General features: G+C 66.8%; 20 protein-coding genes. 10 read left to right on the top strand and 10 right to left on the bottom strand.

What is annotated here, in order from left to right; translation table 11 throughout:
• Positions 1-5: 5 nt before the first annotated feature.
• On the top strand, positions 6-1,568 hold the full coding sequence (garD, locus tag AC07NT_RS03220) for a galactarate dehydratase (protein ID WP_498597869.1): 1,563 nt from the start codon (positions 6-8) through the stop codon (positions 1,566-1,568).
• Between the two features lie 48 nt (positions 1,569-1,616).
• The gene (locus tag AC07NT_RS03215) at positions 1,617-2,573 is read left to right on the top strand and encodes a Bug family tripartite tricarboxylate transporter substrate binding protein (RefSeq protein WP_498597870.1); all 957 of its coding nucleotides are present in this window, start codon (positions 1,617-1,619) and stop codon (positions 2,571-2,573) included.
• Between the two features lie 27 nt (positions 2,574-2,600).
• Here the strand turns inward: AC07NT_RS03215 and AC07NT_RS03210 are convergent, their stop codons facing one another.
• The 3 genes from AC07NT_RS03210 to pmbA form a co-directional block, all read right to left on the bottom strand.
• A complete protein-coding gene (locus AC07NT_RS03210) occupies positions 2,601-4,010 on the bottom strand; it encodes a diguanylate cyclase domain-containing protein (RefSeq protein ID WP_498597871.1) in 1,410 nt (469 codons plus the stop codon).
• A gap of 112 nt (positions 4,011-4,122) precedes the next feature.
• Positions 4,123-5,733: a methyl-accepting chemotaxis protein gene (locus tag AC07NT_RS03205; protein ID WP_498597872.1), complete on the bottom strand. Its 1,611-nt coding sequence runs from the start codon at positions 5,731-5,733 to the stop codon at positions 4,123-4,125.
• A gap of 242 nt (positions 5,734-5,975) precedes the next feature.
• Complete coding sequence (pmbA, locus tag AC07NT_RS03200; protein ID WP_498597873.1) at positions 5,976-7,355, bottom strand: metalloprotease PmbA; 1,380 nt, start codon at positions 7,353-7,355, stop codon at positions 5,976-5,978.
• Positions 7,356-7,417: 62 nt separating this feature from the next.
• On the opposite strand from pmbA, the gene yjgA reads away from it, so the two are divergent.
• Both yjgA and mog read left to right on the top strand, forming a co-directional pair.
• A complete protein-coding gene (gene yjgA / locus AC07NT_RS03195; protein WP_498597874.1) occupies positions 7,418-8,059 on the top strand; it encodes a ribosome biogenesis factor YjgA in 642 nt (213 codons plus the stop codon).
• Positions 8,052-8,642, top strand: a complete 591-nt coding sequence (gene mog / locus AC07NT_RS03190) for a molybdopterin adenylyltransferase (protein WP_498597875.1) — start codon at positions 8,052-8,054, stop codon at positions 8,640-8,642. Before yjgA ends, mog begins: the two co-directional genes overlap by 8 nt.
• A gap of 19 nt (positions 8,643-8,661) precedes the next feature.
• Here mog and AC07NT_RS03185 read toward each other — a convergent pair whose 3' ends face one another.
• A complete protein-coding gene (locus AC07NT_RS03185; RefSeq protein WP_498597876.1) occupies positions 8,662-9,579 on the bottom strand; it encodes a LysR family transcriptional regulator in 918 nt (305 codons plus the stop codon).
• A gap of 85 nt (positions 9,580-9,664) precedes the next feature.
• Between AC07NT_RS03185 and AC07NT_RS03180 the strand changes: the two genes are divergently transcribed.
• Together AC07NT_RS03180 and AC07NT_RS03175 are read left to right on the top strand one after the other, a co-directional pair.
• Positions 9,665-10,663, top strand: a complete 999-nt coding sequence (locus tag AC07NT_RS03180) for a sodium-dependent bicarbonate transport family permease (protein ID WP_498597877.1) — start codon at positions 9,665-9,667, stop codon at positions 10,661-10,663.
• 73 nt (positions 10,664-10,736) lie between these two features.
• A complete protein-coding gene (locus tag AC07NT_RS03175) occupies positions 10,737-11,615 on the top strand; it encodes an EamA family transporter (RefSeq protein WP_498597878.1) in 879 nt (292 codons plus the stop codon).
• A 9-nt stretch (positions 11,616-11,624) separates the two neighbouring features.
• Here the strand turns inward: AC07NT_RS03175 and cysE are convergent, their stop codons facing one another.
• The gene (gene cysE / locus AC07NT_RS03170; RefSeq protein ID WP_498597879.1) at positions 11,625-12,398 is read right to left on the bottom strand and encodes a serine O-acetyltransferase; all 774 of its coding nucleotides are present in this window, start codon (positions 12,396-12,398) and stop codon (positions 11,625-11,627) included.
• A gap of 9 nt (positions 12,399-12,407) precedes the next feature.
• Positions 12,408-13,178 carry an RNA methyltransferase gene (locus tag AC07NT_RS03165; RefSeq protein ID WP_498597880.1) on the bottom strand — a complete coding sequence of 257 codons (771 nt, stop codon included), beginning with the start codon at positions 13,176-13,178 and terminating at the stop codon, positions 12,408-12,410.
• A gap of 124 nt (positions 13,179-13,302) precedes the next feature.
• Between AC07NT_RS03165 and AC07NT_RS03160 the strand changes: the two genes are divergently transcribed.
• Positions 13,303-14,214: an inositol monophosphatase family protein gene (locus AC07NT_RS03160; protein WP_498597881.1), complete on the top strand. Its 912-nt coding sequence runs from the start codon at positions 13,303-13,305 to the stop codon at positions 14,212-14,214.
• 20 nt (positions 14,215-14,234) lie between these two features.
• Here AC07NT_RS03160 and AC07NT_RS03155 read toward each other — a convergent pair whose 3' ends face one another.
• On the bottom strand, positions 14,235-17,207 hold the full coding sequence (locus AC07NT_RS03155; RefSeq protein WP_498597882.1) for a sensor domain-containing protein: 2,973 nt from the start codon (positions 17,205-17,207) through the stop codon (positions 14,235-14,237).
• A gap of 263 nt (positions 17,208-17,470) precedes the next feature.
• Here AC07NT_RS03155 and AC07NT_RS03150 point away from each other — a divergent pair, with 263 nt between their 5' ends.
• The 3 genes from AC07NT_RS03150 to AC07NT_RS03140 are packed head-to-tail and all read left to right on the top strand — an operon-like array spanning position 17,471 to position 19,626.
• Complete coding sequence (locus tag AC07NT_RS03150) at positions 17,471-17,638, top strand: DUF2256 domain-containing protein (protein WP_498597883.1); 168 nt, start codon at positions 17,471-17,473, stop codon at positions 17,636-17,638.
• Positions 17,635-19,185 carry a cryptochrome/photolyase family protein gene (locus AC07NT_RS03145; RefSeq protein WP_498597884.1) on the top strand — a complete coding sequence of 517 codons (1,551 nt, stop codon included), beginning with the start codon at positions 17,635-17,637 and terminating at the stop codon, positions 19,183-19,185. Before AC07NT_RS03150 ends, AC07NT_RS03145 begins: the two co-directional genes overlap by 4 nt.
• 54 nt (positions 19,186-19,239) lie before the next feature.
• Positions 19,240-19,626: a DUF2237 family protein gene (locus AC07NT_RS03140; RefSeq protein WP_498597885.1), complete on the top strand. Its 387-nt coding sequence runs from the start codon at positions 19,240-19,242 to the stop codon at positions 19,624-19,626.
• A gap of 3 nt (positions 19,627-19,629) precedes the next feature.
• On the opposite strand, the gene hpxZ is transcribed toward AC07NT_RS03140, so the two are convergent.
• Genes hpxZ through AC07NT_RS03125 form a run of 3 tightly spaced genes read right to left on the bottom strand, consistent with a single transcriptional unit; the run spans position 19,630 to position 23,461 of the window.
• A complete protein-coding gene (gene hpxZ / locus AC07NT_RS03135) occupies positions 19,630-20,025 on the bottom strand; it encodes an oxalurate catabolism protein HpxZ (RefSeq protein WP_498598507.1) in 396 nt (131 codons plus the stop codon).
• Between the two features lie 32 nt (positions 20,026-20,057).
• Complete coding sequence (locus AC07NT_RS03130) at positions 20,058-22,586, bottom strand: branched-chain amino acid ABC transporter ATP-binding protein/permease (RefSeq protein WP_498597886.1); 2,529 nt, start codon at positions 22,584-22,586, stop codon at positions 20,058-20,060.
• Positions 22,583-23,461 (bottom strand): branched-chain amino acid ABC transporter permease, encoded by an 879-nt coding sequence (locus AC07NT_RS03125; RefSeq protein WP_498597887.1) that lies wholly within the window; start codon positions 23,459-23,461, stop codon positions 22,583-22,585. Before AC07NT_RS03125 ends, AC07NT_RS03130 begins: the two co-directional genes overlap by 4 nt.
• Between the last annotated feature and the right edge of the window lie 38 nt (positions 23,462-23,499).

Raw genomic sequence — 23,499 nt, 5'->3', positions numbered from 1 at the left:
ACTGAATGAACGCACAGCCCATCATCATCCGCATGCACGCCACGGACAACGTGGCCATCGTCGCCAACGAGGGCGGGCTGCCGGCCGGCACCGCCCTGCCCGGCGAGGGCATCACCCTGCGCGACAAGGTGCCGCAGGCGCACAAGGTCGCGCTGGTCGACATCGCGACCGGCGCGCCCGTGCTGCGCTACGGTGTACCCATCGGCTACGCCAAAACCGGCATTGCCGCGGGCAGCTGGGTGCATGAACGCCTGCTGGACATGCCCGCCGCGCGCGAGTTGCAGGGTCTGCCCATGGCCACGGTCAAGCCGGCCCCGCTGGCGCCGCTGGAGGGCTACACCTTCGAGGGTTACCGCAACGCCGACGGCTCGGTGGGCACACGCAATCTGCTGGCCATCACCACCACGGTGCAGTGCGTGGCCGGGGTGGTGGACGTGGCCGTCGAACGCATCCGCAAGGAGCTGTTGCCGCTGTACCCCAACGTGGACGGCGTCGTGGGCCTGGAACACACCTATGGCTGCGGCGTGGCCATCGATGCACCCGAGGCACCGATCCCGATCCGCACGCTGCGCAACATCAGCCTCAACCCCAATTTCGGTGGCGAGGTCATGGTGGTCAGCCTGGGCTGCGAGAAGCTGCAGCCCGAGCGCCTGCTGCCCCCGGGCAGCATCCCGATCAGCGGCAACGCCAAGGAAACCGCGCTCGACGTGGTCTGCCTGCAGGACAGCGCGCACGTGGGTTTCATGAGCATGATCGACTCGATCCTCGCCACCGCCAAGGTGCACCTGGAACGTCTCAACCGGCGCCGCCGCGAGACCGTGCCCGCCAGCGAGCTGGTGGTGGGCGTGCAGTGCGGCGGCAGCGACGCTTTCAGCGGCGTCACCGCCAACCCGGCTGTGGGTTACATGGCCGATCTGCTGGTACGTGCCGGCGCCACCATCATGTTCAGCGAGAACACCGAGGTGCGCGACGCCGTGGAGCAGCTCACCAGCCGCGCCGCCACGCCCGAGATCGCCGAGGCCATCGTGCGCGAACTGGGCTGGTACGACCAGTACCTGGAACGCGGCCGTGTGGACCGCGCCGCCAACACCACGCCGGGCAACAAGGCCGGCGGCCTCTCGAACATCGTCGAGAAAGCCATGGGCTCCATCATCAAGAGCGGCACCGCGCCCATCGCCCACGTGCTCTCGCCCGGCAACAAGCTGGCGCGTGAACAACGCGGCCTGGTCTACGCCGCCACGCCCGCGAGCGACTTCATCTGCGGCACGTTGCAGCTGGCCGCGGGCATGAACCTGCACGTCTTCACCACCGGCCGCGGCACGCCCTACGGCCTGGCCGAATGCCCGGTGATCAAGGTGGCCACGCGCACCGAACTGGCCCGCCGCTGGCACGACCTCATGGACGTGAATGCCGGCCGTGTGGCCGACGGCGAGATCAATATCGAGCAAGCCGGCTGGGAGCTCTTCCAGCTGTTGCTCGATGTCGCGAGCGGCAAAAAGAAGACCTGGGCCGAGCAATGGAAGCTGCACAACGCACTCGTCTTGTTCAACCCCGCCCCTGTGACCTGAGCCAGACGCCAGGCACCCGATTCTCGAAAAACTAGCAAGGAGCTACACATGCTGTCCATATTCCACAAAACCTGGCTCGGCGCGCTGTTCGCGGCCCTGAGCCTGGGCGCCTCCGCCCAGAGTGGCACCATCAAGATCGTCGTGCCCTACCCGCCTGGTGGCTCCTCGGACATCATCGCGCGCTCGATCAGCCAGCCCCTGTCGGAACTGCTCAAGCAGACCGTGATCGTGGAAAACCGTGCCGGTGCCAATGGCAACCTGGGCGCTGATGTGGTGGCCAAATCCAAACCCGACGGCCTGACCCTGCTGCTGTGCGACACCGGCGCCCTGGCCATCAGCCCCTCGATCTACACCAAGCTGGCCTTCGACCCGTCCAAGGATCTGCGTGGCGTGACCATGCTGGCCTATTCCCCGCACATGCTGGTGGTTCATCCCTCGGTGCAGGCCAACAATCTGCAGGAGCTGGTGGCCCTGTCCAAGAAGTCGCAACTCAATTTCGCCGTCACAGCCACGGGCAGCGCACCGCACCTCGCTGGCGTGTCCGTGCAGCGCGCCAGCGGCGCCGAGTGGGCTTTCATCCCCTACAAGGGCGGCGTGCAGGCCGTGACCGACACCATCGCCGGCCAGACCCAGGTCACCATGAACGGCATGCTGGCCACCCTGCCCCATGTGCAGAGCGGCAAGCTCAAGGTGCTGGGCATCTCCAAGGCCACACGCATGCCCCTGGTGGCCAACATCCCCACGCTGGCCGAACAAGGTCTGAAGGGCTTTGAATCGGGCACCTGGCAAGGGGTGCTGGTACCCACCGGCACACCCAAGGCGGTGGTGGACAGACTCAACGCCGCCCTGATCCAGGTCATCCGCAGCCCCGAAGTGCGCAGCCGTCTGACCGCCCAGGGCGCGGAAGTCGTGACCATGAGCCCCGATGAGCAGGACAAGTTCTTCAACCAGGAACGCGCCCGCTGGCAGACCGTCGTCAACGAGGCCAAGATCCAGCTGGAGTGAGATCGCCCCCGCGATCGGGCGGCCTGGTCAGAGCGCCGCAGGCCGGCTGAAACCGCTGGTTTCCGGGGCCACGGCCAGGCTGCCGTTGAAGAGCCGGTAGCACTTGCGGCCAGCCGCTTTGGCCTCGTACAGCGCCGCATCCGCGGCCTGCAGCAGGGCATCGCTGCTGTCGCCATCCTTTGGACCCATGGCGATGCCTATGCTGCCCCCGGCAGACACCGTCTCCTGGCCTATGGTCACCGGCTGCATCAGGGCTTCCAGCACCTTGTCGGCGATGAGGGCGGCCGTTTCAGCTGTATCGACCTCTTCGGCCAGCACGACAAACTCGTCCCCCCCCAACCGCCCCACCGTGTCGATGCCGCGTATGGCGCCCGTGATCCGGCGCGCCACCTCGCGCAGGAACAGGTCGCCCGCGGCGTGCCCCATCACGTCGTTGATGCGCTTGAAGTTGTCGAGGTCGATGAACATCACCGCTACCGACTTCTTGCGCCGTACCGCATGGTGGATCGCGTGGTCCAGGCGCTCGTGCACGAGCAGGCGGTTGGGCAGGCCGGTCAGCGCGTCGTGGGTGGCCTTGTCGCGCAGCTCCAGGGTCACGTTCTCGCGGCGAGTCACGTCGTAGATCATGCCGTACCAGCCCACGACTCGGGCCGTGTCGGCCGCCTGACGGGGCACCAGCGTGACTTCCACCGTGCACCAGACGCCGTCCGGCGCCAGCCTGCGCATGCTGAACTCGACCACATCACCGCGCAGCACGGCAGACTGGTAGGTCGTGAAGTCGCGCACTGCGCCCCCACCCAGCAACTCGACCATGGGCGTGCCCAGCAGGGCCTGGGCGGGTTTGCCGAAAAACAAGGCCAGGCGGTGATTGACGAAAACGCAGCGGCCCTGCGTATCGCACTCGAAGATCAGGCCGGGCAGGTGATCCGTCAGCAAGCGCAGGTCGGTCTCGCGGGCCCGGGCAGCCTGCAGGTCCAACTGGTTCTGGCCCTGGGCCTGGCGCAATTCGGCATACCGCCCGAGAAAGGCACGCACCATGCGAAGCGACATCATCACGGCCAGCGACATCGCAAGCAGCAGGGTCACGGCTTCGTTGGTCACCAGGACCGATCCCGCGTTGCCGATCCGGCCAGTGGCCTGCCCGACCGCCAGCAGCAAGACCGAGAGGCAGCTCAGCACAAACAGGGTGACGCAGTAGCCCGCGCCCAGCAGCCAGGCGGCAAAGACCAGCAGAACAGGATAGGCCGCGAGACTGGGGGCCTGCAGGCCAGCCCCGGTGTAGGCGTACAGGGTGATGCACAGCCAGCCCCCCAGCAACAGCAGGCGCAGGGGCCGCAAGCCAGCCCCCAACCGCGACGCGCGGCCCAGGAATAACTCCGGGTATTCCTCGACAGGCGCGCGCCAGACAGGGAATTCCCCGGATGGACCTGAGTTCATGAGCTCCCTTTTCGGTGGTGCGCAGCATATTAGCCTGCGTCATCCCCGCTGTCACCGGCTGACGCCCTGAAACGCAGCGCCCTTACAACGGCCGGGCCGCCCCGGCCTCCGCTCAGGCCGGCAGGTAGCGCATACCCCCCATTTCGGCCGCTGTTTCCCCCTGCCCCAGCCTGAACACCGCCACCGACTGGACCAGATCCTGGGCCTGGTTCTTGAGGCTCGAAGCCGCAGCTGCCATTTCCTCCACGAGCGCCGCGTTCTGCTGCGTGGCCTGGTCCATATTGGTCACGGCCTCGCCCACCTGGGAAACACCTGTGCTTTGCTCCGAACTCGCGGCACTGATCTCGCCCATGATGTCAGTCACGCGGCGGATCGCAGCCACCACCTCGTTCATGGTGGCACCGGCCTGATCCACCAGGGCCGTGCCCTGTCCGACCCGCTCAACACTGTCGTTGATCAGGGTCTTGATCTCCTTGGCGGCATCGGCGCTGCGCCCGGCCAGACTGCGCACTTCGCTGGCCACCACGGCAAAACCCCGGCCCTGCTCGCCGGCCCGGGCCGCTTCCACCGCGGCGTTCAGGGCCAGGATATTGGTCTGGAAGGCGATGCCGTCGATCACGCTGATGATGTCGGCGATCTTCTTGCTGGAATCATTGATACCCTTCATGGTGTCCACCACCTGGGCCACGACTTCACCACCCTTGGTAGCCACCGTGCTGGCGCTTTGCGCAAGCTGGTTGGCCTGGCGCGCATTGTCGGCGTTCTGCCGGACCGTCGATCCCAGCTGCTCCATCGAAGCCGCCGTCTGCTGCAAGGCGCTGGCCTGGCTTTCGGTACGCGAGCTGAGATCCTGATTGCCCTGGGCGATCTCGGAACTGGCCGTAGACACGGACTCACTGCCATGCCGCACCGACGAGACCAGGCGCGCGAGGTTCTGTCGCATCGATTCGAGCGACAGCAACACCCGCGCCAGCTCATCGTGTCCCTGCGTATCCAGCACACGGGTCAGGTTGCCCTGTGCAAATTCGGAGGTAGCCTCGCTCGCCTGTGCCAGCGGGCGGGTGATCGAGCGGGTTGTCAGGACCCCCAGGACAATGGCGGCCGCCGTGGCCAGCACGCCCACCCCGACCAGTTGCGCGCGCAAGGCGCGGAAGTCCTGGTCCGAGACCTGGACATTGGCTTCGCTCATGCGCTTGCTCTCGGCCAGAAAACCATTCAGGCTCTGGAGCAGTTGCGCCAGCAGAGGACGGCATTCGACGTTGATCTTGGCAATCGCTTTTTCGCGCTCGCCGTTGACTCCCAGGCGCGTGATTTCCAGCGCCACCGGTCCATACGCCGCCTCGACCCTGACGACCTCATCGTAGGCACGGCGCAGGGCCTGCGTGTCTCCAGGCACAGACGCCAGCGCTTCCTTGAGCTCCAGCAAGCGCTCACCCATGCTGGCATGGGACTTGGCGATCTTGCCCTTCTCCAGTTCCACATCGGCCGGCGTCGCGGAAATCACCAGATTGCGGGCCGCCACGGCGCGCGCATTGGCGGCATCCACCACGTTGTTGCCCAGCTCCTGGACACGGCCCAGAACCTTGACCTGATTCTCAAAGCTGTCGTAGGACCGCGAGAGCGCCCGGATCGCGACGATGGAAACAAGAAGCACGGCCACGGTCAGCAGTGCGTACCCGAGGGCCAGCCTGGCCTTGATGCTCCAACGATTCAGAAAATTCATGATCACCCCCTGAATGTGTTTTTAGATCACCGGAACCGCGCAGGCGGCACGGTCACCCGCGTATACGACATGCAAGAGCAGCCGCCGGCCGCCCCTCTTCATGTCAGCAGGCGTCTTCATTCTGGGGATTCCCCCCGACTTTGGCAAGCGGGGACGAAGCAACCCGCGCCTCAGGAGCGGCTTCAGTACACGGCATCCGACTGGAAGCGGGACCGGCATGACGCCGGCGTATCACAGCGGGATCAGCTGCCCGCCACCTTCATGCGGTTGACCAGGATGGAGCCCACGGTCTTGGCTCCGTAGTTGTAGGCATCGGCGCCCACGGCCGTGATGCCCAGGAGCATGTCCTTCATGTTCCCCGCGATGGTGATTTCCTCCACCGGGTAGGCGATGCGGCCCTTGTCCACCCAGAAGCCGCTGGCCCCGCGCGAGTAGTCGCCGGTCACGTAGTTCACGCCTTGTCCCATCAGTTCGGTGACGAAGAGGCCGGTACCCAGCTTTTGCAGCATGGCGTCCAGGTCGTCGCCCGGTTTCGTCAGGCGCGAGCTCAGGATCAGGTTGTGCGAGCCGCCGGCATTGCCCGTGGTTTTCATGCCCAGTTTGCGCGCCGAATAACTGCTCAGGAAATAACCCTGCACCCGGCCGGCCTCGATGACCGAGCGCGCCTGGACCTTAACACCCTCCTCGTCGAAGGGGGAACTGCCCTTGCCGCGCAGCAGGAAGGGGTCTTCCAGGATGTCGATGTGGCCGGGCAGCACGGCCTTGCCCAGCGAGTCCAGCAGGAAAGAGCTCTTGCGGTAGAGCGCCCCGCCACTCAGGGCCTGCACCAGCGCGCCCAGCAGGCCGGCGGCCAGGGGAGACTCGAACAACACCGGCACCTCGGTGGTGGCGATCTTGCGCGCCTTCAGGCGGCTCAGCGCCCGCTCGGCCGCGTAACGGCCGATGGCCTCGGGCAGGGCCAGATCCTCGGGGTGGCGGTGCGAGCTGTACCAGTAGTCGCGCTGCATGCCTGCGCCCTTGCCGGCGATGGGCGAGACCGAGACAGAATGGCGCGAGCTGGCGTAACCGCCGCGGAAACCACGGGTGTGGGCGCTGAAGAAATGCGACTGCTGCGCCGATACCGCGGCGCCTTCGCTGTTGGTGATGCGCTTGTCGGTGGCGAAGGCGGCGTCCTCGGTCTGGCGCGCCAGCTCGGCGGCCTGCGCGCTGTCGATGGCCCAGGGATGGAACAGGTCCAGCTCGCGCTGCGTATCGGCATGCGTGGCGATGTCCCCGGCATCGGGCAGACCGGCCACCGGGTCTTCGGCCGTGAAACGCGCGATGTCATAGGCCGCCTGCACGGTCTGTTCGATGGCGGGGCGCGAAAAATCGGAGGTGCTGGCGTTGCCACGGCGCTGGCCCAGGTAGACCGTGACGCCCAGGGACTTGTCGCGGTTGCGCTCCACGTTTTCCAGTTCGCCCTTGCGCACCGAGACGCTCAGACCGCAGCCCTCGGAGGCCTCGGCCCCGGCGTCGGTGGCGCCCAGTTGTTTGGCGTGGGCCAGCGCGGCATCCACGAGTTCTTCGAAGTAGGCACGGCTGTAGCTGAAGCCGCTTTCGGCACGGGGATCGGGTTTGTTCATGGCAAGGCTATGATACTTGCCCGTGTACGCAGGCATTGCGGCATAACGAATTCACCCCACACATGTCCCGCAAACCGAAAAAAGGCTATTACGTCAAAGGCCAGTTCGTCGCCGAAGGCAGCGAACTCGACCTGGAGCTCAAACGAGAGCTGCGGGGCGACACCGACGTCAGCCGCACCGACCTCAAGCGCGAAAGCACCGAGCTGCAAAAGCTGGGAGAGGCCCTGCTGAACCTGCGCGCCGACCTGCTGACCAAGCTGGAACTGCCGGACAAGCTGCTGGAGGCCATGGCCGAAGCCAAGCGCATCACCAACTTCGAAGGCAAGCGCCGCCAGATGCAGTTCGTGGGCAAGCTCATGCGCCAGCTCGACCCCGCCGTACTGGACACCGCCCGCGCCGCCCTGGTCGAACAGCACATGCCCTCGGCCCGCGAAACCGCCCTGCTGCACACGGCCGAACAGTGGCGCGACCGTCTGATCGCCGACGACGAGGCGGTGGCCGCCTGGATCAAGGACTTCCCGCAGACCGACACCCAGCAGCTGCGCGCCCTGGTGCGTCAGGCCCGCAAGGATGCCCTCCCTGCCGACAAGGCCGCCGTATCGCAGGGCCTGGCGCCGCGCCAGGGTCGCGCCTACCGCGAGGTCTTCCAGCTGGTGCGTGAGCTGCTTGCCTCGGTTGAAGCGGATGGTGAAGAAGATGAGTGACTTCGACCCCATCAAGATCGGCATCGTCTCCATCAGCGACCGCGCCTCGACCGGTGTCTATGAAGACAAGGGCCTGCCCGCCCTGCAAGAGTGGCTCACGCGCGCGCTCAAGAACCCCGTCACCTTCGAGCCGCGCCTGATCCCCGACGAGCAGGCACGCATCAGCGCCACGCTGATCGAGCTGGTCGATGCCGGCTGCTCGCTGGTGCTCACGACGGGTGGCACCGGCCCCGCGCTACGCGACGTGACGCCCGAGGCCACGCTGGCCGTGGCGCACAAGGAGATGCCGGGTTTTGGCGAACAGATGCGCCAGATCAGCCTGAAGTTCGTGCCCACGGCCATCCTCTCGCGCCAGGTGGCCGTGGTCCGTGATCAGAGCCTGATCATCAACCTGCCGGGCCAGCCCAAGTCCATCCAGGAGACGCTGGAAGGCCTGAAGGACGCCGAGGGCAAGTCCATCGTGGCCGGCATCTTCGCCGCCGTGCCCTACTGCGTGGACCTGATAGGCGGGCCTTACATGGAAACGAACGACGAAGTCTGCAAGGCCTTCCGCCCCAAGTCGGCCATCCGTCATTCGAAGTGAGCGGCACTGCCGCTCCGCTTCAACGCGCAGTCTTCACCTGCGGGGTCAACTGCCTGGCCTGCGCCACCAGCTGTTCACGAAAGACCTGCGCGATCGGCGAGAGTCGTTTGCCTTTGGGGTAGACGATGTGCCACTGCGACTGGATGGGGAAGCCCTGCACATCCAGAATGGCCACGCCCTGTGTCGCGGGCTTCGCGGCCAACGCATGCACCGAAATCACGGCCAGCCCCAGACCACCGGCCACGGCCTCGCGCACGGCCTCGTTGCTGCCGAGCTCCAGCCGGAGATCAGGCGTGTAACGCTGCTTGAGGAAATGTGCGTCGGTCGCCAGGCGGGTGCCGGAGCCCTGCTCACGCAAGATGAAGCGCATACCGCGCAGGGCCTGCAGCTGCAGGCCGCGCTGGCGGGCCAGCGGGTGCGTGAGCGAGCCGATCAGCACCAGCGGGTTGGGCAGGAAGACGTGGTCTTCGAGCTCCATCTCGGCCGGCGGCCGGGACATGATGTACAGGTCATCGAGGTTCTCGCGCAGCCGGCCGACCACACCGTCGCGGTTGAGCACCTCCAGCGAGATGTCGACCTCGGGGTGCTGCGCGCAAAAATGACCCAGCAGGCGCGGAATGAAGTACTTGGCCGTGCTCACCACCGCGACCTTGAGCTGGCCGCGTGTCAGGCCTTTGAGCCCGTCGACCATCTGGCCATAGGCCTCCCACTCAGTGGCCATGCGCCGGGCCGTGCGCGCCAGCTCCACACCGGCTTGGGTGAGATGCACGCGGCGCGCCACCACCTCGTACAGGGGCAAACCCACCGCCTCGGTGATTTCGCGCAGCTGCATCGAGGCCGTGGGTTGTGTCACGTGCATGGCGCGCGCCGCGCCGCTGACGCTGCCGGTCTCGGCCAGCGCAAGAAACAGGCGGAGTTGTCGAAAGGTCACGTTCATAGATTTTTATCTATGGATAAGTCTTTGAATATCGATTTTACTTTGTACAAGTAGAACCCTAGGATGCGCAGGACTGGAGAAAAACGTGAATAACCTGCTCGACCCCGCCATCCTCTTTTTCGTCTTCGGCATGTTCGCCGGGACGGTAAAGTCCAACCTCGAAATCCCCGCGCCGATCACGCGCTTCCTCTCGCTCTACCTCCTGATGGCGCTGGGCCTCAAAGGCGGTTTTGCGCTCTCGCACTCGGGACTCACGACCGAGGTAGCTACCAGCCTCGCCTGCGCCGTGGCACTGGCTGCCCTCGTTCCCCTGCTGGGCTACCAGCTGCTGCGTCGCCTGGTCACGCCGTTTGACGCCGCCGCCCTGGCCGCCACCTACGGATCGGTGAGTGCGGTCACCTTTGTCACGGCCACGCAGTTCCTGGACAACCAGCAGATCGGCTACGGTGGCTACATGGCCGCCGCCATGGCACTGATGGAATCCCCGGCCATCGTGCTGGCGGTCGTGCTGGCCAACACCCTGCGGCGCCAAGCCGGCGCCGGTCTGAGCGTATCTCCTGGGAGCGTGGCCACGCTGCCGGCCACGCCATCCGCCGGCATCTGGCCCATCCTGCGCGAATCCTTCACCGACGGTGCCCAGCTACTGCTGTTGGGCGCGATGTTGATCGGCCTCCTCACGGGCGACAGCGGCAAGGCTGCCATGCAGCCTTTCTCGGGGGATCTGTTCAAGGGCATGCTGGCCTTCTTCCTGCTCGACATGGGCCTGCTCACCGCGCGCAACCTCGGCCCGCTGCGCCGCCAGTCACCCTGGCTCATCGGCTACGCCCTGCTGGCCCCGCTGGCGCACGCCACGCTGGGGCTGGCCCTGGCCTGGGCCATGGCTGTTCCCCTGGGCGATGCCATCCTGCTGATGGTGCTGGCAGCCAGCGCCTCCTACATTGCCGTGCCCGCGGTGCTGCGCCACGCCATTCCCGAAGCCCAGCCCGCGCTGTACTTCGGCATGTCGCTGGGAGTCACCTTTCCGCTCAACATCCTGCTGGGCATCCCCTTGTATGCCACGGTGGCACAATTCGTCTTGAAGTGAGGAAGCCGCGCGCCTGGACCAGATAGGCCAGCGGGCGGGGCGCCTCACGCTCAACCACCAGCCGCACCTTCCCTTGCCCCTCTCGCACATCCTGCTCGCCCTGGCCGTGGTCGCGGTCTGGGGCACCAATTTCGTTGTCATCAAGTTCGGCCTGACCGAGCTGCCACCACTGCTGCTGGCCACCCTGCGTTTCGTACTGAGTGCCTTGCCCTGGCTGCTGTTCATCAAGCGCCCGGCCGTGGCCTGGCGCTATCTGGTGAGCTACGGCGTTTTCATCGGATTCATGTTCGGCCTGCTCTTCCTGGCCATGCGCAACGATGTCTCGCCGGGCCTGGCTTCGCTGCTGATGCAGTCGCAGGTCTTCATGACCCTGCTGCTGGTGGCCTGGCTGCAGCACGAGCGCATGCCACGCATGCAGTTCGGCGGCCTGGCCCTGGCCACCCTGGGTTTTGCGCTGATCGCCTGGCAGAGCTTCCACCAGACCCATACGGACGTCACGCCGCTGGGCCTGGTTCTGGCGCTGGGCGGTGCCCTGTGCTGGGCTTGCGGCAATGTGCTCGCGCGCAGCATCGGCAAGGTCGACATGCTGGGTTTCATGGTCTGGAGCAGCGTGTTCGCGGTGCCGCCGCTGCTGGTGCTGAGCCTGTACTTTGAAGGCGCGGCCGCCATCACCGAGGCGCTGCCGCGCGCCAGCCCGGCGGCCTGGGCCGCCATCGTCTGGCAGGCGGTGGGCAACACCCTGTTCGGCTTCGGCGCCTGGGGCTGGTTGCTGGCACGCCACCCGGCCGCCACCATCACGCCCATGGCCCTGCTGATTCCCGTGTTCGGCATGGGCAGTTCGGCCCTGTTGCTGGGTGAGCCGCTGCAGGCCTGGAAACTCGGCGCCGCGGCGCTGGTGATGGGCGGGCTGGTCATCAACGTGCTGGGCGCACGCGTGAGCAGCAAGGCCTGAAGTCGCAGCCTATTTGCCGACCAGCTGGTTGAGCTTGTCTTTTTCGAAGTTCTCTTCACGTGCGGCGTCACCGGGCACGCAGTCGGACATCGATTTACCCGAGGACAGCTTCTCGATGGCCTGCCACAGCAGGGCGATCTGGTGCTCCTGCGAACCGGCGTTGTCGATCAGGCCCTTCATGGCCAGGCCCAGCGGATCGTCATCCAGCGTGATGCCGTAGGCCGTGAACTTGTTCTGCGGCGCGGTCACGTCGGCGCTCTCGCCGGCCTTGGACGGGATGATGCGCGCCGGGATGCCCACGGCCGTGGCACCGGCCGGCACGGGCTTGATCACCACCGCATTGCTGCCGATCTTGGCGCCGTCGCCCACCTCGAAACCACCCAGCACCTTGGCGCCCGCGCTCACCACGACGTCCCTGCCCAGCGTGGGGTGGCGCTTGGTGCCCTTGTAGAGCGAGGTGCCACCCAGCGTGACACCGTGGTAGATCGTGCAGCCGTCGCCCACCTCGGCGGTCTCGCCGATGACGACACCCATGCCGTGGTCGATGAAGACACGCTCGCCGATCTTGGCCCCCGGGTGGATCTCGATGCCCGTGAGCCAGCGGCCAATATGCGAGACAAAACGCCCCAGCCACTTGAGGCCGTGGGTCCAGCACCAGTGACCCCAGCGGTGCATCACGATGGCGTGCAGGCCGGGGTAGCAGGTCAGCACCTCCCAGGCGCTGCGGGCGGCCGGGTCGCGGTCGAGGATGCACTGGATGTCGGAGCGGAGGCGGGAAAACATGGAGGCAGTTTACTTCTTGGCCCGCTCGGCCGTCTCCAGCATGGCTTTGGCGACACCTCTGAGGATATGGATTTCCTCCTGCGTCAGTTCCGCGCGGTTGAAAAGGCTGTTAAGGCGCGGCATCAGTTTCTTGGGCGCCTCGGGGTCGAGAAAATCCACTGCCACCAGGGCTTGTTCCAGATGCGCCAGCATCCCGGCGACCTGGGATGCATCGGCGCGCAGGACCGGGGCCGTGGCCTCCTGCACGGGAAAGCCACCGAGGGCCAGGCGCCATTCGTAGGCGATGACCTGCAGGGCCGAAGCCAGGTTCAGCGAGCCGAATTTCGGGTTGGTCGGGATGCTCAGGGCCACGTGGCAGCGGTAGACGTCCTCGTTGCGCATGCCGAAGCGTTCGGAACCGAAGAGAAAGGCCACCCCCTGGGTGCCGGTCTCGGGCGTGGCCGTCTGCACCAGCTGCGCGAAGTGCTCGCGCGGCGCGCGGGTGGGGGGACCGAAGTCGCGCGGGGTCATGGCGGTGGCGCACAGGTGGGTCATGCCGTCGAGAGCCTCGTCCAGGGTCTCCACAATGCGGGCGTTTTCCAGCACGTCCAGCGCCCCGCTGGCGCGCTGGATGGTTTCCTCGCGCCGCAGCACATTGGCCCAGCGCGGCGCCACCAGCACCAGTTCGTCGAAGCCCATGACCTTGACGGCACGGGCCGCGGCGCCCACATTGCCAGCATGGCTGGTCTGGATCAGCACGAAACGGGTGCGAAATGCGGGGGTTTGGGGGCTGGTTTGCATGGAAAACGGGCACTGCGGGTAAAATCTGGTCCTATTGTCGCCGCCCGCATCGCCGGAACGGCTTCCCGCTCTTCCAGCCTGTCAGGGACTGCCCATCACGCAGACCCTCAACGCCTCACAATTTATGTCGTCCCCTAATCTGCACCCCATGCTCAACGTGGCCATCAAGGCCGCCCGCGCCGCCGGCGCCATCATCAACCGCGCGGCCCTCGACGTCGAGTCGGTGCGCGTTTCGCAGAAGCAGGTGAACGACTTCGTGACCGAGGTGGACCACGCCAGCGAAGAGACCATCATCGAGACCCTCCTCACGGCCTACCCGGGCCACGCCATCTGGGGTGAGGAAACCGGTCGCACGCGCGGCGCCCAGGATTCCGATCATGTCTGGATCATCGATCCGCTGGACGGCACCACCAACTTCATCCACGGCTTCCCGGTCTATTGCGTGAGCATCGCGCTGGCCGTCAAGGGCAAGGTTGAACAGGCCGTCATCTACGACCCCTCGCGCAACGACCTCTTCACGGCCACCAAGGGCCGCGGCGCCTACATGAACGAGCGCCGCATCCGCGTGAGCAAACGCACCCAGCTCTCGCAGTGCCTGATCTCCACCGGCTTCCCCTTCCGCCAGGGCGACAACTTCCCGGCCTACCTGGCCATGATGAGCGACATCATGCAGCGCACGGCCGGCCTGCGCCGTCCGGGCGCCGCCGCGCTGGACCTGGCCTATGTCGCCGCTGGCTTTACCGACGGTTTCTTCGAGACCGGCCTGAGCCCCTGGGACGTGGCTGCCGGTTCCCTGCTGGTCACCGAAGCCGGTGGTCTGGTCGGCAACTTCACCGGTGAGTCCGACTTCCTGGAGCAGAAGGAATGCCTGGCCGGCGCCCCGCGCATCTATGGCCAGCTTGTGCCCCTGCTGCACAAGTACAGCAAATTCGCCGGCGCCGGCGAGAAAGCCGAAGCGCGCCAGGCCGCCGAGAAACTCAGCCTGCCCTCGGCCGAAGTCAACGGCGACGAGCGCGACCAGGGCGCTTTCGAGTAATTTCCGGAGCTACGCCGGCCCTAGGCCGGTATGACGGTATGGCCTAAGGGCCCGGGGCGACCGAAGAGGTAGCCCTGGAACACCATGCAGCCGCTGTCCAGCAGGAACTGGCGCTGGCCCTCGGTTTCCACGCCTTCGGCGACCGCCTGCAAGTCCATGCTCTGGGCCAGGGCCAGGATGGTGCGCACGATGGCCGCGTCGTTGGGATCGGTCAGCACGTCGCGCACGAAACTCTGATCAATCTTGAGTTGGTCCAGCGGCAGGCGCTTGAGGTAACTCAGCGATGAGTAACCGGTGCCGAAATCGTCGAGTGCAAAACGCACGCCGCGTTCGCGCAGCTGACCCATCTTGCGGATGGCGTCTTCCACATCGCTGATCAGCACACTCTCGGTCAGTTCCAGCTTGAGGTACTGCGGGTTGACCCCGGTCTCGTCCAGCACGGACTGCACCTGGCTCACGAAATCGCTCTGGCGGAACTGGCGTGCGCTGACGTTGACCGCCAGGCTCAGCTTGCTGGTGGCAGGCTGTGCCGACCAGGCCACAAGCTGGCGGCAGGCCGTGCGCAACACCCACTGGCCGATCGGCAGGATCAGGCCGGTCTGCTCGGCCATGGCGATGAACTCGCCCGGCTGCACCATGCCCCGCCCGGGGTGGCGCCAACGCAGCAGGGCCTCGTACCCGACGATGCGGTTGCGCCCATCCACCAGCGGCTGGTAGTGCAAGAGCAGCTCCTCGCGCTGCAGGCCCAGGCGCAGATCGGCATCGAGCGCCGCGCGTGCCAGCACGGCCGCCTGCATCTGCGGGTCGAAAAAGCGCAACGTGTTGCGCCCGGCCGCCTTGGCCTGGTACATGGCCACGTCGGCGCGTTTGAGCAGTTCATCCACACCCAGCACCGCGCCGCAGAACAGCGTGATGCCGATGCTCGGCGAACTGTTGTGCTCGCGGCCCACCAGTTCGTAGGGCGCGTTGAGCCGGGTCAGGATCTTCTCGGCCACCAGCTCGGCCTGGCGCGCGGCATCGGTGTCGTTCTCGCTGAGGTCCTCCAGCATCACCACGAACTCATCGCCGCCGAAACGCGCGGCCGTGTCGCCTTCGCGCAGGCAGGAGACCAGGCGCAACGCCACCTGCTCGAGCAGCAGATCGCCGACGTCGTGGCCCAGGGTGTCGTTGAGGTCCTTGAAGTTGTCCAGATCGATGAAGAGCAGGCCGCCGTAGCGGCGGTTGCGCGCGCTGGTGACCTGGGCGTGCGCCAGCCGGTCCATCAGCAGGCGCCGGTTGGGCAGGCCCGTCAGGGTGTCGTAGAAAGCCAGGCGCTGGGTCTCGTCCTCGGCGAGCTTGCGCTTGCTGATGTCGCGACCGATGCCACGGTAACCCCGGAACTGCCCCTTGCCGTCGAAGATCGGCGTGCCGCTGACGGCCACCCAGTAGGTCTGCCCATTGGCATCGAGCCGCTGCAGTTCCAGATCGCGGAAGGACTGGTGTGACTCCAGCACCCGGCGGTGCGCGGCCCAATCCTCTTCGGTCAGGTTGAGCGCGCCCAGCTCCCACCGCGTCTTGCCCATGCTGTCCTGCTGGGTCATGATGGACTTGCCGTCGCGGTAACCGACGAAGTTGGTGAAACGGAAGTTCTCGTCGATCTCCCAGTACCAGTCAGAGGAGAGGTCGGTCAGGCTGCGGAAACGCGCCTCGCTCTCCTGCAAGCGCGTCTCGGCGATCTTTCTCTGGGTGTATTCGCGCATGACGCCGTACGACGAGAGCTCGCCATCCGACTCGCGCAGCGTGATCGCGTTGCCGCGCATCCAGTGGATGTCGCCGTCCGGCGAACGGACCCTGAACTCATGCTGCCACGAAGCGCCATCCTGGTAGGCCGCCCGCATGGACTGCACCAGCGCCGGGACGTCCTCCTGCTCGATGACCGCCAGCATCTTGCGCGCATCGTGGCGTACCTGCTCCGGCTCCAGGCCGAACAGGTTGCGCACGCTGTCGTTGATGAAGGGGAAAGTCAGTCGTCCATCTTTGTGGTACTGGTACTGGAACAGCACGTCGGGCACCCGGCTGGTGAGTTTCTCAATGAAACCCAGCTTCTCCTGCAGGGCGAGGCTGGCCTGCCGCTCGGCAGTGATGTCCTGGACGACACCGAAGTCGATAGGCTCGCCCCGGCTGTTGAACTGGCGATGCAGGCTGGATCGCAGCCAGACTTCGGCACCGTCGGCGCGAAACGCCCGGTACTCGAAGGGCACACCCCGCATCAAGCGGCGCTCTTCGGCGAAAAGAGCCTGGTCGCCGGGGTGGATGGAGCGGCGGGCCTGCTCGCTGGTCATGGGGAACTCGCCTTCCATGCCCACCCCCCGGATCATGCGCAGCCCCTTGGACCAGACCACCTTCTGGCCATCGGCCGTGGCCATCCAGTAACCCACGCCGGCCAGCCGCTCGGTCAGCTCGTGCAAGGCCAGCTGCTGGCTCAGTTTCTCATTGGCCTGCGCCAGCGCCATCTCGCCCGAACGCAAGGACTCCTCGGCCATGCGCTCGGAGGTGATGTCCTTGATGTACATCAGGATGTGCTTCTCGCCATTCACCTCGATCACGGTGCCGTTCAGTCGCACCAGGCGCTTGCCCTTGCCCTTGAGGTGGGCGATCGCCTCGTGGTCGCGCAGGCGGCCGCTGATGCGCAGTTCGCCGATGGCCGCTTCACGCGTATCACGGTCGGGCCAGTGCCCGATTTCCACCACGGTGTGGCCGATGACCTCGTCGCGCGTGTAGCCGGTGACGGCCAGCCATTCCTGATTGACGTCGACGATCAGGCCGTCGTCCAGGCGCGACAGGCCGATGGCCTCCGGGCTTTCGTCAAAGGCCGCGGTGAAGAGCTGCTGGGTGTGGCGCCGCTGGCGCTCCAGCAATTCCCAGTCGCGCTCACGCGCTTGCAAGCGCAGCTCCGCCTCCCTCAGCTGGGCACGCAGTCGCGTGATCTCGTTCTTGTCGTCAGCTGTACCCATGAAAGATGCTGGTCGGCAACGTCCCGCGCCAGCTTGGTGGCCGGCTGTGCTCCTGGATGCTGCCTTGTATTGATAGACCATGTTAATCGAGTTGGGGCCCGGGGCTCCCCACCGCCGCGGGAATAAGTCCCGAAAGCCGGCATTCCTGCCGCTCTCCTACCTGGCGACAAACCGGCGGCGGCACAGGGTCATGTGCCGGGCGGGAGCGGGGAAGCCGGGCAGCCGCTACATTCGGCGCTTCACAGCCCATCCGCGCACAGCCCATGCCCCCGTCCAAAGACTTCAAAGGCAACAAGCAGTCCCTGCCCGGCAAGCCCTGCAGCGTCTGCGGCCGTCACATGAGCTGGCGCAAGAAGTGGGAAAAGAACTGGGAGCAGGTCAAGTACTGCTCACAAGCCTGCCGCGTTGCCGGCGCCCGGCCAATCCCATGAGCCTGCTGCGTTCGCTCGTCATCGTGCTGGGTGACCAGCTGGACCCGCAGGCTGCCGCCTTCGACGGTTTCGATCCTGCGCAGGACCGCGTCTGGATGGCCGAGGTGACCGAGGAGTCCACCCACATCCCCTCGGGCAAGGCGCGCACCGTGCTTTTCCTCAGCGCCATGCGCCATTTCGCGCTGGCGTTGGGGCGGTCGGACCGGCCGCTGCACTACGTCCGGCTGGACGACGCCGATAACCGTGGCAGCTTGGCCACCCAGCTGGCACACGACCTGGCGACTTTGCAGCCGCGGCAACTGATCATGACGGCGCCCGGTGACTGGCGTGTGCTCAAGGCCCTGCAGGCCACGGCAATGGCAGCAGGCATCCCGCTCGAGATCCGCGATGACCGGCATTTCTACACCACGGTACGCGAATTCGCCGCCCATGCGCGCGGCCGCAAGAGCCTGCGCATGGAGTACTTCTACCGCGAGCAGCGCCGCAAACACAAGGTGCTGATGGACGGGGATCAGCCCGCCGGCGGCCAGTGGAATTTCGACGCCGACAACCGCCAGGCCTTCGGACCCCAGGGCCCGGGTTTCGTGCCGCCACGCAGCCGGTTCGAACCCGATGCGATCACGCGCGAGGTCATGGCCCTGGTGCAGCTGCGCTTTGCGGCGCATCCAGGGGAACTGGACAGCTTTGCCTGGCCCGTCACGCGCGCGCAGGCCTTGCAGGCACTCGACGACTTCATCACCCAGCGCCTGGCCGATTTCGGCCACTGGCAGGACGCAATCTGGCCAGGTCAGCCCTGGCTCTACCATGCCCACCTCTCCGCTGCCCTCAACCTCAAGCTGCTGCATCCGCGCGAAGTCGTGGCCGCCGCCGAAGCCGCCTGGCGCGCCGGCCACGCCAGCCTGCCGAGCTGCGAGGGTTTCATACGCCAGATCCTGGGCTGGCGCGAATATGTGCGCGGCATCTACTGGACGCAGATGCCGCACTACCTCGAAGGCAACGCCCTGCAGGCCCGGGAAGACCTGCCCGCCTGGTACTGGGACGCCCGCACCGACCTGGCCTGTCTGGCCGACGCCATCGGCCAGACCCTGCAGCACGGCTATGCCCACCACATCCAGCGCCTCATGGTGACCGGCCTGTTCGCCCTGCTCTATGGCGTGGAACCCCGTCAGGTACATGCCTGGTATCTGGGCGTCTACGTCGACGCAGTGGAATGGGTGGAACTGCCCAACACCCTGGGCATGAGCCAGTACGCCGACGGCGGCCTCATGGCCAGCAAGCCTTATATCGCCAGCGGCAAATACATCGAACGCATGAGCCCGTTGTGCCAGAGTTGCCGCTACGACCCGGCCCAGCGCGCTGGCGAACGCGCCTGTCCGGTCACCACGCTGTACTGGGATTTTCTGCTGCGCCACGAAACCCTGCTGTCGCATAACCCGCGCACCGCACTACAGGTCAGGAACCTGGCGCGCCTTGAAGACGCCGAACGCGGCGCGATCCGGGATCGTGCGGCCGCCATCCGGCGCGGCGAGATCGGCTCTCTGGCCTGAGCGGGTGATAACCGGACCCGTGCCAAACGAGGCTTTTTGTCATAAGCTCACGCCATGACCACCCTGAACGTCCTGGGCTCCGAGCTCGTGCCCTGCTCCTACGACCCGCTCACCGGTTTCCACCGCGACGGCTGTTGCAAGACGGACGCACACGACCTCGGTTCACACGTGGTCTGCGCACGCCTGACGCAAGCGTTCCTGGACTTCGCCCTGACGCGTGGCAACGACCTCGTCACGCCGCACCCTGAATACCGCTTCCCCGGTCTCAAGGCCGGTGACCGCTGGTGCCTGTGTGCCCTGCGCTGGAAAGAGGCGCTCGAGGCCGGCGTGGCCCCGCCCGTGGTGCTCGAATGCACGCACCTGCGCGCGCTGGACTACGTCACGCTCGACCAGCTGCGTGCGCACGCTCTGGTACCCGGCAAACGCGAGTCCCAGCCCTGAGACTCAGCGCGACGACACCGCCGGCGCCGCCAGCAGGCTCACGTGGGCGGCCACCACGCGCCAGCCCGCGGGTGTGCGCAGCCAGGTCTGGCTCTGGCGGCCGATGGCCTCACTCCCTGCGCGACGGAACTCGGTGTTGGCCGTGGCGTAGTCGTTGCCATAGGTGGTGATGACCGTGCGCGTGAGCTCGCGCATCAGTCCGCCAGAAGGGCGCCCCGCGCGAAAGGCCTGGATCTCGGCAAAACCGTAGAGGTTCTCGGTGGCACCGTAACGCAGGGTGTGCGGGCTGTTCCAGAACAGCTCGTCCAGCACGTCCACCTTGTTGTGCACCAGTGCGTCCTCGTAACGCATGAACGCCGCCGTGACTTCGGCCAGCACGGCCGGCGCATTGATCTCCATCGCCATGTTCGCTCCCACTTTTCAATGATGTCTCAGTGATGTCCCACCTGCTCGCCCAGATAGGCCTGGGCCAGGGCACCGTCGGCGGCGATCTCCGCCGCCGTGCCCTGCGCCACGATACGCCCACCTTCGATGACATACGCACGGTCCGCCAGGGCCAGGGCCAGCCCGGCCATCTGGTCCACCAGCAGCAGGGTCATGCCCTCGCGCCGCAGCTGGTCCAGCGCGGCAAAGAGTTCGGCAATGATCTTGGGTGCCAGGCCCAATGAAGGTTCATCGAGCAGGAGGATACGCGGCTTGGACATCAACGCACGCGCGATGGCCAGCATCTGCTGCTCACCGCCCGACAGCAGGCCGGCGCGCTGGTGCAAGCGCTCGCGCAGGCGCGGGAAACGCTGCAGCTGTTCCTCCACCCGCGCCTCGCGGTCCGCAGGTTGCAGGAAAGCCCCCAGGCGGATGTTGTCCAGCACCGAGAGTTCGGGGAAGACCTGACGCCCCTCGGGCACCAGCACCACCCCCTGGGCCACCACTTGTTCGGCCCCCAGGTTCTTGAGTTCGCGGCCTTCGAGGTGGATGCCGCCCAGCACCGGCCGGTGCAGACCCGCCAGCGCCTTCATCAGCGTGGATTTGCCCGCGCCGTTGGCGCCCAGCAGAGCCACCACCTCACCCTGTCGCACCTGCAGTTCGATGCCGTGCAGCACGGGCTCGGCGCCGTAACCGGCCACCAGCGCGCCCACGCCCAGCATCTCGGGCCGCGCAGCCACCGCCGCGCGCGGCACGCTCTCGCCGGCCAGGGACTCGCCCAGGTAAGCCTGCTGCACCGCCGGGTTGGCCTGCACCTCGGCCGGCGTGCCTGTCGCCAGGCGCACACCTGCATCGAGCACCACCACATGGTCGCTGATGCCCATGACCAGGGTCATGTCGTGTTCCACCAGCAGCACCGTGATGCCCGCCACAGCGATGCGCTGCAACAGCGCGCCCAGGCGCTCCTTGTCCTCGCGTGAGAGGCCGGCCGCCGGCTCGTCGAGCAGCAGGGCCTCGGGGTCGGTGGCCAGGGCACGGGCGATCTCCACCAGGCGCCGGTCCACATGCGCCAGATCGGCTGCCAGGGCCGCCGGGTCGCCGTCATAACCGCAGAAGGCCAGCAGTTCGGCCGCGTGCGCCGTGTGCGCGGGCGCAAGGCGTCGTGCCGCGCCCAGCAGCGGGCCCAGGCGGCCACGCTGCATGGCCAGCACCACGTTGTCCAGCACGCTCAAGGTTCCGAAAAGCTGTGAGGTCTGGTAGGTGCGCGCCACACCGCGGCGCGCGATCTGCATGGCGCTGCGGCCGGCCAGCGCCTCACCGCCCAGCGCAAAGGCGCCGGCCGTGGGCAGGTAAAAGCCGCCCAGCATATTGAGGGCCGTGGACTTGCCCGCGCCATTGGGACCGATCAGGCTGGTCACCGCCGCGGCGCGCGCCTCGAAGCTCAGCTCCGACACCGCGCGTACGCCACCGAAATGCATGCTCAGGCCCTCGGCCTTCAGGCCCAGGCGCGCACGCGCCGGCAGGGCCAGGCTGCCCACCCTATTGGGGCGCGGCTCGGTTGCCGGCGCCGCAGACCACAGGGCGCGCAGGCGCTGCAACCAGCCCACCACGCCATCGGGTGCCACCCAGAGCACCACGAGCAGGAGCACACCGAAGAACAGCAGACGGAACTCCTCCAGCCCCGACAGCAGTTCGGGCAGCATGCCCACCAGCAACGCGCCCACCAGGGGACCGGCCACCGAGCCGGCGCCGCCCAGCATCACCACGAGCACAAAGAGGATGGACTGCAGGAAACCGAAAGTATGCGGCGTGACAAAACCCGAGAGTGGCGCGAACAGCGCACCGGCCGCCGCCGCGCACAGCGCGGAGACGGCAAAAGCCACGGTCTTGATCACCAGCGGGTTCAGGCCCACCGATTCGGCCGCCGTCTCGGCGTCGCGCACGGCGCGCATGGCCGCACCCCAGGTGCCGCGCGCCAGCCAGGCATAAGCCGCCAGCCCCAGGCCCGCCGCGGCGATGGCCAGCAGGGCGGCCGCACGTTCACCCTGGGCGAGGCCGCCGAGTGAAGGCGCCGCCAGGCCCATGATGCCGTTCTGCCCACCCGTCAGCGCGCTGGCCTCGACGATGCCGTTCTCGACGATGAACCCGAAGGCGATGGTGATCATGGCCAGGTAAGGGCCCTTCACGCGCAGCGCCGGCAGCGCCAGCAGCGCACCGCAGGCGCCACCGATCACGGCCGCGATCGGCCAGGCCAGCCAGAAGCTGACACCCGCCTTGGTGGTGAGGATGGCCACCGTGTAGGCGCCGATGGCGTAGAAACCCACATGGCCGAAGGACACCTGGCCCGTCAGCCCGACCAGCACATTGAGGCCTACGCCTACCAGCGTGAGCAGCGCCACCTGCGCCAGCACGAAAACCCAGTACCCGTTGAGCGAGAGCGCCAGGCCGGCGCCGAGCGCCAGCACCATCAGCAGCGCAAGGATCTGCAACGGCGTGCCCAGTCCCAGCAGCGGGCGGCTTGTCTTGTAGGTGCTCATACCTTCTTCACCTCCGCACGGCCGAACAGGCCGTTGGGCCGCCAGGCCAGCGCCGCGATCACCAGCGCGAAGGTCAGGATCTGCGTGTAGCCCGAGCCCAGCGTCGCGGTGATCATGGCCTCCACCACACCGAACAGGAGACCGGCCAGCATGACGCCCCAGGCGCTCGTGATGCCGCCCAGGATGGCCACGGCAAAGGCCTTGAGGCCGAACAGCGTGCCCATGTCCGAATGCACGTTGGTCAGCGGCGCGATCAGCACCCCGGCGATGCCCGCGAACAGGGCCGAGAGCGCAAAGGCCAGCGCCACCGCGCGTCGTATCGGAATACCCATGAGCCGCGCCGCGGCGCGGTTCTGCACCACGGCCAGCATGGCCGTGCCCCAGCGCGTACGGCGCGAAAGCGTGTGCAGTACCGCGGCCAGCGCCAGGCCCACGACGGGAATCAACAGCTGCAAGGGGTACACCCCCAGCCCCACGCCCGCCACTTCCAGCGGCGACTGCGCCAGCGGCGAGGGCAGGCTGCGCGGCTCCTTGCCATAGGTGGCCATGATCACGTTGTCGAGCACGATGCCCAGCGCCACCGTGGCCATGAGCCAGGCGTCTGAGCCGCGGTTCACGAAGGGCCGCACGGCCAGCAGTTCCACCAGCAGGCCGTAGGCCGCGCACAGGGCCAGGGCCAGCAGCACGGCCGCCCAGCCCGGCCAACCGAAGGTCTGCGCGAAGGTGTAGGTGAGCACCGCGCCCAGCATCATGGAACTGCCCTGTGCGAAGTTGACCGTGCCGCTGACGGCATAGGTCACATAAAAGCCCAGGGCCATCAGCCCATACATGCTGCCCAGTCCCAGGCCGCTGACCAGCGCGGATAACACCAACATGAAAGATCCTTCCCAGGAAAATCAAAGGCGGGCCCCGC

Source organism: Hylemonella sp. GW821-FHT10B10 (genome assembly GCF_059415585.1).
The sequence above is the reverse complement of the archived record's forward strand: the minus strand, read 5'-3'. Positions and strand labels throughout refer to the sequence as shown.